The sequence below is a fragment of the Bradyrhizobium sp. CB2312 genome, assembly GCF_029714425.1.
Lineage (GTDB): Bacteria > Pseudomonadota > Alphaproteobacteria > Rhizobiales > Xanthobacteraceae > Bradyrhizobium.
The window spans coordinates 3,928,851-3,944,924 of sequence record NZ_CP121668.1; the positions used below are offsets into that span (position 1 = coordinate 3,928,851).

Below are 16,074 nucleotides of genomic sequence, written 5' to 3' on the forward strand. Positions count from 1 at the left end.
CTGCAGACCGGTTATCACCCTCGCCATTCCTCGTCCTGCCGGACTCCTTGACAGCCTCGCGGCCGTGTTCTGTTGATCAGTGCAATCGGGTGTCAGGCTGCCGCTGCGGCCTCTGATTTCTCCCACCGGAAGTCGCTGCCGTCGCACCACATACGGTGCAGGATGACTGATATCTTGCGAGCCACCGCGACCAGCGCATTTTTCATGGAACTTCGCTTGGCGATGCGGATGCCCCATGCCTTTAGCGAACACCACCGTCTTGTGTTGACCATCAATGAATGAGCGGCTTCGAAGAGGTGTTCTCGAGCAAAGGCATCGCCGCATCGGGTGATACGCCCGTTGTAGTCGACCTCTCCGGACGCGTATTTGCCTGGGGTCAGTCCAAGATGGACGCCAACGTGCCGGGATTTACGGAAGCGGCCTGGGTCATCGATGGTCGTCTTGAATGCCAATGCTGTCAGGGGGCCAACGCCAGGAACCGTCATGAACCGGCGGCAAGTAGCATCGCTGCGAACCAGGCGCCCAATCAGGCGCGTCAACACGCGTGCTTGTTCGCCGAGTATGCGCCGAGCTTCCAGCAATGGAACCACGAGGGCCTGTAAATCTCCGTCATCCAAGATAAGCTCGCGTACACGCTCTTCAAAGCGGCTTTGGCCGATAAGACCCACTTTGAATCCGAAGGTTCGAAGTGCCGCCCGAATATGATTGTTGAGGTCGCGTTGCTTGTCGAGCAGGCACCGGCGACTGCCCATCAGAGCTCGGAGCTTTTGGCTGCCTTCAGATTTGATGTGAACCGCCTTAAACCACCCTGTTCGCATCATTTGCGCAAGCGCACGAGCATCGTTGCGGTCCGTCTTGACAGTTTGAGCTTGCATCACGCTCTTTGCGTGCCGGGTCTCAACACAAATGACGGGTAATCCGCCTTCCGAAAGCCCCTTGTGCAGCCAGGAGGAACATTGGCCGGCTTCTAGCCCAATGCGCTGCAAAGCGAAGCGGGTGTTTCTTAGCCAAGAAATTAGCGCCTCGGGTTCGGTATCCGTCACTCCTTCCCGGACGATATTTCCATCTCGATCAACGATGCAGATCGCGGTGCGCTTCAAAGACACGTCGAGTCCAGCGAAGTAATTCATCAGGATCTCCAGCTCATCTTGTTGGGCGAATCGATCGGCGTATTATGCGCCCGAGTGGTCGGTGCCCGGTTACTTCATCTCGATTCCCGGATGAGTGTGGCGTCCGGCCGAGCCGCCCGCCGGAACTTCCGCGATGGCCGTGATGGTGTTGTAGCCGTCTGGGAATTCGACCTTCTGGAGTGGGGTGCGCTTGATGCCGGGCTGCTGGGCGAAGGCCGCAAAGGCAAGGCCTGCGAAGGACAGAGCGAGCAAAGTCTTCTTGAGCATGGTTGTTTTTCCTCCCTGGAATGCGCCGACCCTAGCAGCGCGACGGTTCCCGACAAGGTGGTAATCGGCTGCTCAGCGCCTGATCCCGTCGAACGCCGCCATGATGCCGCGCTGGAACAGGGACCAATCGAAGCCGAGTGCGATCGCGCGGTAGCCGCGGTCGATCAGCTCGTTGGCCTGGTCGGCACTGCGCGCCACGCCGCCGATCGGCACGCCGCTTCTGAGGATGCCGGCCTTCTCGCGAGCGACCAGCGCCCGCAATTCCGGATCGTCCATCTGCCCGCGCTTGTTGATGGAGGTGGCGAGATCGCCGGGTCCGATCACCGCGACGTCGATGCCTGATGTCGCCATGATCTCGTCGATGCGGTTGACGGCATCGACATGCTCGATGGTGATCATGCAGATCATCTCGTCGTCGGCAGAGGCCATGTAGTCAGGCATCGACTGGCCCCAGCGGAATGGCGCGTGGAACGGACCCCAGAGCCGATCGCCGCGGGGCGGATAGCGCACGCTGCGCACCGCCTTCTCGGCCTCGTCGCGATTGGTGATCATCGGGAAATTGATGCCGAAGGCGCCGATGTCCATCGGTGCCTTCGCAAGCCACGGCTCGTTGGCCGCGATCCGCACTAGGGGCGTGCACGGCGTGCCTGTCGTCGCCGCGATCATCGCATGCGCTTCGGTGAGGCCGATCGGGCCGTGCTCGAGATCGACGATGATCCAGTCGAGCGAGCGCGCCATGATCTGCACCAGTTGCACACTGGGGATGGTCGCGATCGCGCCGAAGGCGGGACGGCCCTCGCTCCACAATTGGCGGAGGCGATTGAGCGGCTTTGATGGGGCTGACATGGCCAGAAACCTGCGAGGGAGCGACGGTGCAACCTAGCAGCGTGCCAGCGCAGCGAAAAGTCAGGCCGGCACGCGACCGCCGAAGAACGGCCTCAGCGCAGGGCCGAGACTATGGGCACGCTTGGACGTGAAAACGATTTCGGCCCCCGATTCGACGAGATCCGAAACGCGCGGGCCCAGCAGATCCGAGACGCGGCGGGCGATTGCCGGAGCCGGATCGATCCAATTCACCGGCCAAGGTGCGAGTTTGATTAACCGGTCGAGCAGCAGCGGATAATGCGTGCAGGCGAGCACGATCGTGTCGGTGCGCCCCGTCACATCCTCGGGTTTTCCCACGAAGCAGGGCTTCAACTCCGCGAAAATGTCGCCGTCGCCGACCGTGTTGCCGCTGAGCGCAGCCTCCGCGAGCGAGGCAAGCTCGGGTGAACCGACCAGGGTCACCTCGCAGCCCTGGCCGTGGTCGCGGATCAGCGCCTGCGTGTATTCGCGTTTGACGGTGGCTTTGGTGCCGAGCACGGAGACGCGTCGGGTTTTCGACTGCGCGCAGGCCGGCTTGATCGCCGGCACCGTACCGACAAAGGGCACGCGATAGGCGGCACGCAAGTGGCCCATGACCGAAACGGACATGGTGTTGCAGGCGATGACGGCGAGGTCAGGATCATGGGTGCCGATCAGCTCCCCCATCAGCGGCACGACGCGGGCGATGATCTCGTCCTCGCTGTGGTGGCCGTAGGGAAAGAAGGCGTCGTCGGCGACGTAGACGTAATGCGCATCCGGGCGCGCGGCCACGACCTCACGGAGCACCGTGAGCCCGCCAAGGCCGGAATCGAACACCAGGATCGTCGGAGAATTGGTCACAGCTTTACCCTAACCCGCCATGGTTACCATTCGGTTTTTGGGGCGGTTTTGCGGCGGGCTGGCCCCGCCGGCAATTTGGAACGATTCAATTTCGCGTTGCCGCATTGCCCCGCTATCAGGCAGCGGTATTGCACTGCGGATCGGGGACATATCCGCAAAATCCCGGGGGCTGACATGATCAGAAACACAAAGGCCGGCTGGGGCAGCGTTTCCCGGTGGCTGCACTGGATTCTGGCGCTCGCCATCATCGGCATGATCGGCTTCGGCTGGTGGATGAACCACATCCCGGCGCGTCCGGACCGCTTCTTCTACCGCTCGATCCACGCCGACATGGGCTATGTGATCCTGCTGCTCACGCTGCTGCGCCTGGTCTGGCGCGTCATCAACCCGACGCCGGCACTGCCGGCCGACAGCCAACCCTGGCAGAAGCTCGCCGCCCGCATCAGCCACGGCGCGCTCTACCTCGCCGTGATCATCGTCATCATGCTCGGCTGGGCGCATTCCGGCGCACACACGCCGGACTATTCGGGCTTCTTCGGCCTGTTTCACGTGCCGCAATTCACCTCGCCCGATCGCGCGGCGGCGAACGCCTATGAGGACCGCCACATCCTCTTTGCCTATGTGCTGCTCGCGCTGGTCGCGGTTCACGTGATCGCCGCCCTTTGGCACCACTTCATCCGCCGCGACCGCGTGGTGGCGCGGATGGTGGCGGACGAGGCGAGGAGGAGACGGTCTCGGTGTAGTGGCAATGCGTCCCCATCCGACGCTGTCATGCCCCGGCTTGACCGGGGCATCCAGTAGGCCGCGGCTTCTCCGTATCCTCGCGCTGCTCTGGAATACTGGATCGCCTGCCTTCGCGGGCGATGACAGTGAGGTTGTGCTGCGCTCCCAATGACGTAGTAAGATGTCACGACTGATCCGACAGTCTCAGGAAGGCCCCCCATGCTCACCGTCCATCATCTCGGCAAGTCGCAGTCCGAGCGCATCGTCTGGCTTTGCGAGGAGCTCGAACTTCCTTACGAGCTGAAGCGCTACACGCGCGATCCCGTCACCATGCTCGCGCCGCCTGATTACAAGGCGCTGCATCCGATCGGGGCGGCGCCCGTCATCACCGACGGTGATCTCGTACTCGCCGAATCCGGCGCCGTCGTCGATTACATCATGGCAAAGCACGGCAACGGCCATCTCGCGCTTCGTCCTGATGATGCTGACTTCGCGCAGTTCCTGTACTGGTTTCACTTCGCCAACGGCACGCTGCAAGCCGGCATGGGCCGGCTGATGATGCTGAACCGGCTCAAGCTTGCCGAGGACAATCCGATGCTGGCCGCGACCAGGGCGCGCGTCGATCGCGCCTTCGATCTCGTCGATGCGCGCGTGCGTGATGCCGAATATCTGGCGGGCAACACCTTCACCACCGCAGACATCATGATCGGCTTCTCGCTCACCACGATGCGCTACTTCCAGCCTTATGATCTGCAGCGCTGCCCGAGCGTGGTCAAATATCTCGGCCGGGTCAGTGCGCGGCCGGCCTACCGGCGCGCGATGGAGAAGGGCGATCCGGGCATGGCGCTGCTCTTGAGCTGAGCGGCGGTCACGCGATCCTGTTGGTCGTGGCCGCCTGCGCGGTTGCCAGCTGCTTCTGCAGGCGATCGATGTTCTGCAACAGGCGCTGGCTGGTCAGCACCAGGAAATAGTAGCCGAACTGCGGGTCCTGGAAATAGATCTCGAGCAGGCGGTCGTAGGTGATGGTCAGCACCTGGCCGTCCTCGATGCATTCGATCGTTCCCGTGCGCCGGTTATCCGGCGTGAGGAAGCCGAGCTCGCCCATGAGAGCTCCGGGCCCGATCTCGACATTGATCTCCTTGACGAGGAACTTGCCGGTCACGGTGAGGAGCATCTCCTTGGCGGGATCGCCCAGCTTGAACAGCGTGTCGCCGCGGCGATATTTGCGCTCGGTCATGAACGGCTTCAGCCACTCGATCGACATGTCGCCTTCGGCTGCATGACGCGCCTTCTTGACCAGCTTGAGCATCTGCCGCAGGCGCAGCGCGTTGATCGGAAGCAAGAGCAGATACAGCAGGAACGTCGAGACGTTGGCCGAGAGCGCGCCGAAAATGGCAAAGAACGCGCAGCCGATCATGTTGGCGACGCGCAAGGGCACCATCGTCCGCATCAAGAGGGTGGCGACGAAGAAGCCGGCGCCGACCGCGGCAAACAGATTGGCGAGCGTGATGTTGTGGACGAAGATCTCCAGCAGCCGGTTGAAGATCGCGTCGTAGGTGACGTTGTTGGGATCGAGGCCCATCTGGACCAGGATCTTCGCGATCCTGAGGTTGTCCGTCGCCGCATCGAGGATGCGGTCGAGGATCGACGAAATGTCTGCGCTGCCGGACGGCATGGTACTAACCCCGCGTAAGGCCTTCAGTCCCGGTCGGTATTCGCGACAGCTATAGCCGAGATCGAATGACGACCGCTTGAAATGAAGCCTTCGGTCGCCCTGCCGCAAGAGGCAAATTTTAGCCTGATCGGGCGTTTCGGCAATTGCCCGTTGGTTGGGCGTATTTGAAGTGCTCGTGATTCGGGAGCCGGAACGGGCGCCGGCGTGGTCGATCCTGGGTGCCCGACGAGGCGGGCGCGAGGCGATCTTGGCGTTACGGCTTGGCGGCGGGCTGCAAGACCTGCTGCTCGACCAGGGCAAGATGGCCCGGCAGCGCGCCGGCGCGCAGCAGCATGGCGACGCTGCTCGCTTCCTCCAGCGTGAAATTGCCGGAGATCTGGCCCGAGCCGCCGGTGATGGGCTCGCGGATCACGGGGGCGGAGATCACCTTGCCGTCGAGCACGATGGCGAAGGGCTTTCCGATGTTCTCTTCGGTGACGTGAGCGAAGCGGCGCGTGCCGCGGCCGTTGAAGCGGAACGAGGCGATCGGGTCCTTCGTGCCGCTGGCAAATCCCGGGCCGGCATAGCTGATGTCGTCGCCGTCAATCGCGCTGTCCTTGGCAACCAGATAGGGGCGCTTGTCCTTGAAACCGAGCAGGACTTCCGCGCCCGCAGGCGGCGTGCCCGATTGCGCCTGCTCTGCCGACATCGAGATGTCGACCATGCGGAAGCTGACGTTGACCTTCGTGGCGAAGATCGCGGTCACGCGCTCCGGTTCCATCATTCCCGGGATGAAGATGCGGATCCGGTCGGTCCCGTCGGGCTGGACGCTCGCGAGTGTGATGTCGGCGTCCCTCAGGCGCTGCTCGATCATGGCGACGGAGTCCTCGACCAGCTCGCGCAACCGTGCGGCGGAGGCGGCATCGGTCGGCGTGAGCCTGACCAGCCCGTCGCCGCCGTCAGTCACGGTGAGTGCATGTGATGGCAGTCCCTCAGCGGCCGATGCGAGCTTGCGCTTCAGCTCTTCGCGGCCCTTGGCATCGGCAATCTTCACCTCGACGCCGCCATCGCGGATCGCGGGGCCGGAGAACGCGATCTTGCCCTCGCGCAGGATCTTGTAGACGTCGTCGCGCAAGTCCGTGACCACGTTCTCGAGCAGGCCGTCGGTGTCGACCTTGTAGACGACGCGCGAGCCGCCGAGCTTCTGCATCTTGTCGCCGACGAAGGCGGCGATCCTGGCGCGCATCTTGTCGAACTGGCTGTCCTCGGCGAGCACCACGCGGGGGAGGGCGATCGCGGATGCCGTGATCATCGATATCATGACGAGCGCGGCGAACAGCCGTGCGATGCGATCCCGCGGGGGCGTGGTCATGATCACCTCGAGTCTTGCGGCAGGACGCTGACAGGCGAATCCAATGCTTGTTCTTGGTGCTCCGATCGGCAGCGGAGGTTCAAACGCCTCGAATCCGGGTGCTACGACCGTAGCCGTCAAGCCATGGACGAACGCCAAATCATCCATCATTCTGTCCGCGCTCGACCGGCCATCGGTCGAGGCTCCGCCTGAACCAAATGTCAAAAGACAGCGGGCGGGGGCATGCATCTGAGGGAGGACGGAATTCCATGGCGGGCATCCACGCGCTCGATCGGTTCATCGGCGACGACTACCCCGACTTTTTCACGGACGCGGAGGTCAGGGCTTTCGAGCAGGTCCCCTATGCCGATCGCGTCGCCGCCGCGAGCACCTATGATGCCGTCAGGCTGGGCGCGGCGCTCAATCCCGACGGTGCGGCGATCCAGTTTCTGCAAAATGCCGATCCGGCCGATACGCCGGTGGTGGTCACGTATCGCGACCTGATCGCACGCGTGACCCAGGCGGCGAACATGTTTCACGCGCTTGGCGTGGGAAAAGACGACGTCGTCAGCTTCATGCTGCCGCTGGTGCCCGATGCGTTCGTGACGCTGCTCGGCGCGGAGGCGGCCGGCATCGCCAATCCCGTCAATCCGCTGCTCGAGCCGCATCAGATCGCGGAAATCCTGGAAGCTGCGAACACCAAGGTCCTGGTGGCGCTCGGGCCGGTGCCGGGCACCGATATCTGGCAGAAGGTGGAGCAGATCCGTCCGCAGCTGAAGCATCTCAAGGCGGTCGTGCAGGTGTTCGGCGGCGGCGATCCCGACAAGGGCATCTTTTCGTTCAACGATCTGATCAAGCAGCAGCCGGCGGACCGGCTTGTCAGCGGGCGCAAGATTTCGGGTGCCGACATCGCCGCCTATTTCCACACCGGCGGCACCACGGGCACGCCAAAACTGGTGCGGCACACCCACGCCAACCAGGTCTATCAGGCCTGGGCGCTCAACCTTCTGCTGAAAGCCAAGCCCGGCGCCAACCTGCTGTTCGGCATGCCGCTGTTTCACGTCGGAGGATCGTTGACACAGGTGCTGCTGATGCTGTCGAGCGGCGGCTCGCTGGTCGTGCTGTCGCCGAGCGGCTGGCGCAATCCGAATTCGGTGAAGAACATCTGGGGGCTGGTCGAGCGCTATAGGCCCGAGGCGTTGTCGAGCGTGCCGACGGTGCTCGCGGCGGCGCTCGGGGTGCCACCCGGCAATGCCGACATCTCCAGCCTGAAATATGCCGCCGGCGGCGGCTCGGCGATCCCCGTCGCGGTGGGCTCGGCGATCCAGGACAAGCTCAAGCTGCCGGTGGTCGAGGTCTACGGCATGACCGAGACCTCGAGCGTTCACACGCTGGCCTATCCGTCGCGGCCGATCCGGCTCGGCTCGGTCGGCCTTCCCATGCCTTATGCGCGCGTGCGCATCGTGCAACTGGACGCCGACGGCCGTCTGATCCGCGACTGCAAGCCCGACGAGATCGGCGTTGTCATCATGGCCGGGCCAGGCGTGTTCGGCGGCTATCTCAACGACGAGCACAACAAGGGCGCCTTCGTCGACGAGGTCTGGGTCAATTCCGGCGATCTCGGGCGGCTGGATGCCGACGGCTATCTCTGGATCACCGGCCGCGCCAAGGATCTCGTGATCCGCGGCGGCCACAACATCGATCCGGCGCCGATCGAGGAGATCATGTTCCGCCATCCCGCGGTCGGCTTCGCCGCAGTGGTCGGGCAGCCCGATGCCTATGCGGGCGAGCTGCCTGTCGGCTACGTGCAATTGAAGCCGGGTGCGAGCGTCGAGCCGGGCGAGCTGGAAGCCTGGGTGCGCGAGCGCACGCCGGAGCGCGCCGCCGTTCCGGTGCAAGTCATCCCGATCGACCCGATGCCGGTCACCGGCGTCGGCAAGGTGTTCAAGCCGCAGCTGCGCTGGGATGCGGCGCAACGCGTGTTCGCGAAGGTGCTGACGCCGCTCGCCGAGCGCGGCATCGACTGCAAGGTGAAGGTCGGCGCGCATGGCAGCCACGGCTCGATCGCGACCGTGACGCTTGCCGGGCTGCCGGCCGACCAGCGCGAAATCGTCGCCGGCGAGGTGCACACGTTGCTCGCGCCGTTCGTGATGCGGCACGAGGTGGTGCATGCCTAGGTGAGGGCGGTTGCGGCGAGGCTTGCGCGCCTCGCCGCAAGCGCGCATCATCCCCAAAAAACTTGGGGGAAAACGATGCCTCAATTCTCGCGCCGCCGGCACCTTCAGCAATTGTCGGCCGTGGTCGGAGCCGCCGCGCTGCCTGCATGGCCGAGGTCCGCGTCGGCGTCGGAGACGGACATTCCCCAAGAGGGTATCGGCAAGGGCATCAAGCACATCTCCTACAGCGACATCGGCGGGCGGCCCGACAGCGTGCAGGTGATGTTCAACCGCCAGCACGTCTATGTCGGGCACATGTTCAGCGACGGCGTGACCATCCTGGATGCATCCGATCCACGTGCGCTCAAGCCGGTCAACTTCTTCACCGCAGGGCAATACACCCGCACCCACCATCTCCAGGTGGCGGAAGACATGCTGTTGCTTGCGAACGGCGCCAACATCGTTGCGATGCAGTCCTACGACAGCATGCGCGGCTATTTCGAGAACACGCTGGCCGACAGCATCACCAAGGCCAAGAAATTCCGTTCCGGCCTCTCGATCCACGACATCTCGAAGCCGGGCGAGATGCGCGAGATCGCGTTCCTCGAAATGCCGGGCTTCGGCATCAACCGGCTGTGGTGGCCGGGCGGCCGCTATGCCTATGTGTCGGCGCATTTCGACGGCTTCACCGACCACATCCTCTGCATCGTCGATCTCAAGACCATCACGAAGCCGGAGATCGTCGCGAAATGGTGGCTGCCGGGCATGAACCGCGCGGGCGGCGAGCCGGCGACGCCGAAGGGCAAGCGCTTTGCGCTGCATCACATGATCACGGCGGGCGATCGCGGCTATGCCGCCTGGCGCGACGGCGGCTTCACCATCCACGACATCAGCGATCCCACCAATCCAAAACTCTTGTCCCACATCAACTGGTCGCCGCCCTTCGCGGGCGGCACGCATACGCCGCTGCCGTTGCCGAAGCGCCAACTCGCGGTCGTCGCGGATGAAGCCAACGCGGACCAATGCGCCAAGGGCCTGTTCCACACCTTCGTGCTCGACGTGCGCGCGCCGCAAAATCCGGTGCCGATCGCGACCTTGCCGACGCCGCGCGATCGCGACTTCTGCAGCAACGGCACCTTCGGCCCGCATAATCTGCACGAGAACCGCCCGGGCTCGTTCCAGAGCGAGGAGACGATCTACGCGACCTACAACAATGCCGGCGTCAGGGTGTTCGACATCAAGGACGCTTTTTCGCCGAAGGAGATCGCCTACTGGGTGCCGCCGACGCCGAAGAAGCTGGTCGATCCGCGCCCGAACGTCGCGCTCGCAGCCAAGACCTGCGACGCCTATGTCCGGCCCGACGGGCTGATGTTCGTCTCCGACTGGAACGCGGGCATGCACGTGCTGCAATATCAGGGATGAACACCGCACAAGGTGGGTTGGCGGCTTTTCTGCCGTGGCCAGCTCTTCCGATTGGACAACGCCTCGCCGCTACCCGCGGATCGCCGCATTGGCCCTTTCGGCTGCGCCTGTCATCGCATCCTTCGCCGATTTCGCACCGTTGACCACTTCATTGACGCCGATCATGAAGGCGTCGAGGATCGGTCTCGATTGCGGATGGAAAAGAATAGCCTTGGCACGATCGACGTCGGCATTCTGCAAGTTGGTCAGCGCCGCCTCGGCGGCTTGCGAGCCGAACGCCTTCTTGAAGCCGTCGCTCGACCAGGCCGACACGCGTGTCGTCGCCAGCCCCGCTGCAGCAGTCTGCAGCGAGGTCGCCTTGCTCGTCGCCCAGATCAGGAACAGGAAAGCCGCCCGTTTGTTTCGTGATTTGGAATTGATGCAGGCCTGCCAGTGCGACATGAAGGGGACGGGTGTGCGACCAGGGACACGCGGAAAGACCGCAAACTGGGCCTGCTTCGCGACGCGACTCCTGGCTGGATTGGAGATGTCGGTCGCGAAATTGCTGCTGTCGATCGCGAGTGCAGCCCGCCCCTGCAGGAAGTCGTCCAGCACGTGGTACCATTCGTAGCTGCCGACGCCGCCAGGTCCGGCCTGGCTGAGCAGCTGTCCGTACATCTCGACGGCCGCGATCGCTTCGGGGCTTGCGAACACGGCCTTGTTGTCCTTGACCATGGCGCCGCCGTAAGAGAACAGGAAGCCCATGGCCGGCGGGGAGGAATTGCCGCTGGCCTGGGCCCGCATGGCGATCCCCGACATCTCGCTGGACTTGAGCGCCTTGGCGGTCACAAGCAGCTCTTCGAATGTCTGCGGAACCGGCAGGTTCTTGGCCGCCAGCGCGTCTCCGTTGATGAACATGGTCATCGCCTCGGAGGTGATCGGTATGGCGTACCGTTCGCCGTCAGACCACAGCGGGAAGGCCCGAGCCGTCTTGAGCAGGTCGCTCTCGTCATACCAGCCGAGATCGGTCAGCGATCTGTTGGAATAATAGCCGTTCAGCGGCTCGAGCCATCCTCCTAAGATGCCCTGGCCATAGGTCGTGAACATGAAGACGTCGGGCGTTGTGCTGCCGCGGGCGAGCCTGATCGCTAAGGCGCCGAGGAATGTGGTTTCGAGTTGGAAATCGATGGTGACGCTGATGCCGGTGAGCCTGGTGAACTCCGGCAGCAGCGGCGTGATCGCATTCGACCAGGGATGGATCGCGCCCGCCAGGGTGATCGTCTGTCCCGCAAACTGCTGCCGATCGATGTTCGCGTTGGCGTACGTCGCAGCGCGATCCTCGGCAAAGCTCCACCGCGGCAGCGCGGCCAGGGCCGGCAAGACTGCGCCCGCCGCCCCCAGTCCCCTAACGAAGCTGCGACGGCTGGTCGGCTTTCGACCGCTCTGTGCGTATGTCATGCTGGCTCTCCCTGCGACGGGCAATCATTCGCGACACGCGAGCGAGCCATACCGGTGATGTTGCGGCCCTCGCGCGACGACTGACGGCCAAACCGGTGTAATCTTGGGGACGAGAATGTCGGGTTCGCGACCCACCTAACCATGCTATTATTCTATCATGCTCTGGCGTCGACACCAGAAGACGCGCAGTCACACGGGCACCAAAGACCCAAGGCCAATGTCAGTCCGTGCTCGGGTCCCGTCTTTGCGATGGCTTGCTCGTCCGCTGATCGTGGCGGTCGTGGCGCTTCTGACGCTGTTTGCCGCGACCGCGTTTCTCGGCCTGCAATATCGGCAGGAGCGGCAGGCGGCCCATGACCTGCTCGGGCATAGCCGCCAGGTGCTCGAAACGCTCGATCGCTTGCGCGCGCTCACCGCCGAGCTGGAGACCGAACGGCGCGGGTATCTAATGACCCTCGACCCCACTTATCTCAAAGCCTACGGCGTCTCCGACGAAGGTGTGCGGCGCGAGGCGCAGGCGCTCCAGGCGCTGGTTGCGGACGATCCGTTGCAGAGTCTGCGCGCTCAACATCTGGCGCTGACCGTTTCGGCCAAGCTGCGCGAGATCGACGAGATGGTGAAGACCGCCGGCACATCCGGGCAGGCGGCGCTGGCGATGATCCGCAGCATGGATGAGATCCGCTCGCAAATCGACCAGATGATGGATCACGAGCGCTTTCGGCTCGCCGACCGGGAGACGCACGCCGAAGCATTCGAGCAACGCTGGATCTGGCTGATCGCCGGCGCCGTTGTCCTCATCGTTGCGCTGGCGGGAGCAGCGTTGGCGCTCGCGCGGCTCGAAGCGAAGCGGCGCAGACGGGCGACCGAGGAGAACATTCAACTCCAAAGCGATCTTGCAGCGCGGGATATCAAGATCCGACGCCTGTTCGATGCCAACATCATCGGCATCATCATCTGGGAGGTCGACGGGCGCATTCTCGAGGCCAATGATGCATTCCTGCGCATCGTGGGATACGACCGGGATGACCTCACCTCCGGGCGCCTGCATCGGTTCGACCTGACGCCGCCGGAATGGCGCAACCGCGACGTACAAACCGTGGCGGAATTGAAGCGGGTCGGGACGGCCCACCCATTCGAGAAGGAGTATGTGCGGAAGGACGGAAGCCGTGTGCCTGTTCTGATCGGCGGGACGATGCTTGCAGAAGGCGGGGATCAAGGGGTCGGCTTTGTCCTCGATCTGACGGCTCTCAAGCGGGCGGAGGCCGAAGGCCGCGAGCACGAGCGGCGCTACCGTGAAGTCCTGATGGAGCTAGCGCACGCCAGTCGCGTCACCACGATGGGGCAACTCACCGCTTCGATAGCCCATGAAGTCAACCAGCCGATTGGCGCGATCGTGGCGAACGCCGAGGCCGGGTTGAATTGGCTGCAGGCTCAACCGCCAAATCTGGAGCGGGTTCGACAGACGTTCGACTGCATCGCCGGCGACGGCATGCGCGCCGGCGACATCATCGGCCGGATCCGGGCGATGATCAGGAACGCGCCCTCGCAAACGGAGGATATGGAGATCAACCAGGCGGTGCTTGAGGTCATCGCGCTGACACGCAGCGAGGCGTTCAAGCACGAAGTCTCGGTGCGAACGCAGCTTTCCGAAGGCCTGCCGCCTATTCAGGCAGATCGGGTTCAACTTCAGCAAGTGTTGCTCAACCTGATTGTCAACGCGATCGAGGCGATGGCTGCAGCCGGCGAGGGAGGACGCGAGTTGCTGATCAGCACCGAAGGGGATGCATCGAACGGCGTTCACGTCACGTTGCGGGATTCTGGTCCGGGACTGGATCCGAAGAATGTCGAGTCCCTGTTCGATGCCTTCTACACCACCAAGCCAACAGGCATGGGGATGGGCCTCGCCATCTGCCGCTCGATCATCGAGGCGCATGGCGGGCGGATGTGGGCCGGCGCAAACGAGCCTCGGGGCGCCGTCTTTCAGTTCACCCTGCCTCTTGCGTCAGACGAGACCAAGTCGCGCCTGTTGGAGGCGGACGAGCCAACGGGCCTGCGCTCTGTGGCCCGCTGACGGGGCCGCGTAACTTATTTTTTTGCGGTTACGCGGCTACGCCGCACGCGCCTTTCGTGATCCGGCCCCTGGTGCAACCGCAGGAAGTGAGGCGGCATCAGAGCTCGGCCCGGCCGGACTGAACGGCGACGCTTCGCCGCACGATCAGCAAGCTGTCCGAATACCTTATGTGACGACTGTCACATAGGGAAGAATTGGCATTCGGGCATACTCCGAATAGTCTCATGGAATTGCATCCGGGGGACGCAAGTGATTCCGGTTCGGCTATTTGCTTTTGTGATTTTTGCGATGAGCCTTGCCTGCGGATCGGCGCATGCCGACCGGCGGGTCGCGCTCATCATCGGCAATTCCGCCTACAAGAGCGCGCCCAAGCTCGGCAATCCCGTGAACGATGCCACGCTGGTCGGCGGCATGTTCAAGAAGGCCGGCTTCGATTCCGTCGACGTCAGGCTGGATCTCAGCGCCAGCGAGATGCGGCGCATGTTGCGCGAGTTTGCCGGCAGGACGCGCGATGCGGACATGGCGGTGATCTATTACGCCGGTCACGGCATCGAGCTCGACGGCAACAACTATCTCATTCCGATCGACGCCACGCTGGAGACCGATGGCGACGTTCTCGACGAGACCATTCCGGTCGAGCGTGCGCTGTTCGCAGTCGAGCCGGCCAAGCAGCTGCGCTTGATCATCCTGGACGCCTGCCGCGACAACCCATTCGCGAAGACGATGAAGCGCACGCTGGCCTCGCGCGCGATCGGACGCGGCCTCGCCAAGGTCGAGCCGACCAGCCCCAACACCATGATTGCGTTCGCAGCCAAGGCGGGATCGACCGCATCGGACGGCGATGCCAGAAACAGCCCGTTCGCCGCTGCGCTGGTCGAGCACCTGCCCAAGCCCGGACTCGATCTGCGCAAGGCCTTCGGCTTCGTGCGCGACGACGTGCTCAAGGCGACCGGCTACAAGCAGGAGCCTTATGTCTACGGCTCGCTCGGCGGCGACGACGTGCCACTCGTCGTCAGGCCAGCGGCAACCGGTCCCCAGGCCAACCCGCAGGATGCCATTCGCAGGGACTATGAGCTCGCGCTTCAGCTTGCCACGCGTGACGCTTGGGAAGCGTTTCTGGCGGCCTACCCGGACGGGTTCTACGCCAACCTCGCCAAGGGCCAGTTGAACAAGATTGGCGCCGAAGAAACGCGCGTGGCGGCCGAGCAAAAGGCCAGGGCGGCCGAGCAGGAAAAGACAAGGCTCATTGCCGAGCGGGCTCAAAAGGCGGAGCAGGAGAAGGCGGTCGCGGCGGCCAAGGCGGCCGAGGATGCCCGGATCGCGGCTGAAAGGAAGAAGGAGATCGAGCAGGCGAAGGCCGAAGCGGCCGAACGCGAGCGCAAGGCGGCGGAGGCGGCGGCTGCGAAAGCGCTGGCCGAGAAGCAGGCGGCAGAGAAGGCCAAGGCCGAACTCGCTGCAAAGCAGGCGGCGGAGAGGGCAGAGCAGGCTGCAAAGCCGGCGGCCGACCGGCAGTTGCCCGAGGTCGAGCAAAAAGTCGCGGCGCTCTCGCCCGGGCCGACATCACAAATGTCTGCGGTCGACCTCACGAAATCCGTGCAAAGCGAATTGCGCCGCGTCGGCTGCCTTTCCGCTGCCGCCGACGGCGACTGCAACGCAACATCGCAGCGTTCGCTGACGCTCTTCAACAAATACGCCGGCACCCAGTTCGGCGTGAAGCTTGCCGGCGTCGACGCACTCGATGCGCTGAAGGCGAAGCCGGGGCGGGTCTGCCCGCTGGTGTGCAATTTCGGCTTCAAGGCCGACGGCGATCAATGCGTGAAAATCACTTGCCGTGCCGGTTATCGCGTCGGCGACGACAACGAGTGCGAGAAGATCCAGGAGAAGAAGCCGGTCGCCACGCGCGAGGATTCGAGGAGGCGGGACGCGGACCGGAAGGCAACCGAAGCTGCGCCGTCCAAGCCGGAAGCGAGCGGGCAGATTGTCTGCAATTCGGCAGGCTGTCGTCCGGTGCAGAAAGGATGCAGGCTCGTGGCCGGGGCCACGCCCGGAAGATATAACGCCGCCGTTGGAAGCGGCAATTACGAGGTCTGTAATTGATCGTGCGGAATCGTAGTTCGGATCAGCGGAGCGACCATCCGCGGCCGTACTGAAATCGTGCG

At 63.8% G+C, this 16,074-nt stretch carries 11 protein-coding genes and 3 pseudogenes; 7 read left to right on the forward strand and 7 right to left on the reverse strand.

Translation table 11 applies throughout. The features are described 5' to 3' along the window. Positions 1 to 92 precede the first annotated feature (92 nt). The 4 genes and pseudogenes from QA642_RS18965 to murI all read right to left on the reverse strand — a co-directional run bounded on the left by QA642_RS18965 (position 93) and on the right by murI (position 3,101). Positions 93 to 1,130 (reverse strand): IS110 family transposase, encoded by a 1,038-nt coding sequence (locus QA642_RS18965; RefSeq protein WP_271611464.1) that lies wholly within the window; start codon positions 1,128 to 1,130, stop codon positions 93 to 95. 78 nt (positions 1,131 to 1,208) lie between these two features. Beyond that, positions 1,209 to 1,397 (reverse strand): annotated as a pseudogene (locus tag QA642_RS18970) (cupin domain-containing protein); the annotation flags it as partial. 72 nt (positions 1,398 to 1,469) lie between these two features. Next, on the reverse strand, positions 1,470 to 2,243 hold the full coding sequence (locus QA642_RS18975; protein WP_283085985.1) for an aldolase/citrate lyase family protein: 774 nt from the start codon (positions 2,241 to 2,243) through the stop codon (positions 1,470 to 1,472). A gap of 60 nt (positions 2,244 to 2,303) precedes the next feature. Then, complete coding sequence (gene murI, locus QA642_RS18980) at positions 2,304 to 3,101, reverse strand: glutamate racemase (protein ID WP_283085986.1); 798 nt, start codon at positions 3,099 to 3,101, stop codon at positions 2,304 to 2,306. Positions 3,102 to 3,275: 174 nt separating this feature from the next. Here murI and QA642_RS18985 point away from each other — a divergent pair, with 174 nt between their 5' ends. Both QA642_RS18985 and QA642_RS18990 read left to right on the forward strand, forming a co-directional pair. Continuing rightward, positions 3,276 to 3,902: a cytochrome b gene (locus tag QA642_RS18985; protein WP_283085987.1), complete on the forward strand. Its 627-nt coding sequence runs from the start codon at positions 3,276 to 3,278 to the stop codon at positions 3,900 to 3,902. Positions 3,903 to 4,043: 141 nt separating this feature from the next. Beyond that, the gene (locus tag QA642_RS18990; RefSeq protein WP_283085988.1) at positions 4,044 to 4,685 is read left to right on the forward strand and encodes a glutathione S-transferase family protein; all 642 of its coding nucleotides are present in this window, start codon (positions 4,044 to 4,046) and stop codon (positions 4,683 to 4,685) included. 7 nt (positions 4,686 to 4,692) lie between these two features. On the opposite strand, the gene QA642_RS18995 is transcribed toward QA642_RS18990, so the two are convergent. Further along, entirely contained in the window at positions 4,693 to 5,499 is an 807-nt protein-coding gene (locus tag QA642_RS18995) for a cyclic nucleotide-binding domain-containing protein (protein WP_283085989.1), read from the reverse strand. Positions 5,500 to 5,752: 253 nt separating this feature from the next. After that, positions 5,753 to 6,850 (reverse strand): preprotein translocase subunit SecD, encoded by a 1,098-nt coding sequence (locus QA642_RS19000; protein WP_283085990.1) that lies wholly within the window; start codon positions 6,848 to 6,850, stop codon positions 5,753 to 5,755. Between the two features lie 248 nt (positions 6,851 to 7,098). On the opposite strand from QA642_RS19000, the gene QA642_RS19005 reads away from it, so the two are divergent. Together QA642_RS19005 and QA642_RS19010 are read left to right on the forward strand one after the other, a co-directional pair. Continuing rightward, positions 7,099 to 9,006, forward strand: coding sequence for an acyl-CoA synthetase (locus QA642_RS19005; RefSeq protein WP_283085991.1), 1,908 nt, complete (start codon positions 7,099 to 7,101; stop codon positions 9,004 to 9,006). Positions 9,007 to 9,081: 75 nt separating this feature from the next. Further along, positions 9,082 to 10,407 (forward strand): hypothetical protein, encoded by a 1,326-nt coding sequence (locus QA642_RS19010; RefSeq protein WP_283085992.1) that lies wholly within the window; start codon positions 9,082 to 9,084, stop codon positions 10,405 to 10,407. Positions 10,408 to 10,476: 69 nt separating this feature from the next. Here QA642_RS19010 and QA642_RS19015 read toward each other — a convergent pair whose 3' ends face one another. Next, a complete protein-coding gene (locus QA642_RS19015; protein ID WP_283085993.1) occupies positions 10,477 to 11,844 on the reverse strand; it encodes an extracellular solute-binding protein in 1,368 nt (455 codons plus the stop codon). A gap of 217 nt (positions 11,845 to 12,061) precedes the next feature. Here QA642_RS19015 and QA642_RS19020 point away from each other — a divergent pair. The 3 genes and pseudogenes from QA642_RS19020 to QA642_RS19030 all read left to right on the forward strand — a co-directional run. Beyond that, positions 12,062 to 12,571, forward strand: a pseudogene (locus QA642_RS19020) (CHASE3 domain-containing protein); the annotation flags it as partial. Positions 12,572 to 12,706: 135 nt separating this feature from the next. Beyond that, positions 12,707 to 13,915: pseudogene (locus QA642_RS19025) on the forward strand (ATP-binding protein); the annotation flags it as partial. Positions 13,916 to 14,203: 288 nt separating this feature from the next. After that, positions 14,204 to 16,012, forward strand: a complete 1,809-nt coding sequence (locus QA642_RS19030) for a caspase family protein (RefSeq protein WP_283085994.1) — start codon at positions 14,204 to 14,206, stop codon at positions 16,010 to 16,012. The last annotated feature ends 62 nt before the right edge of the window (positions 16,013 to 16,074 follow it).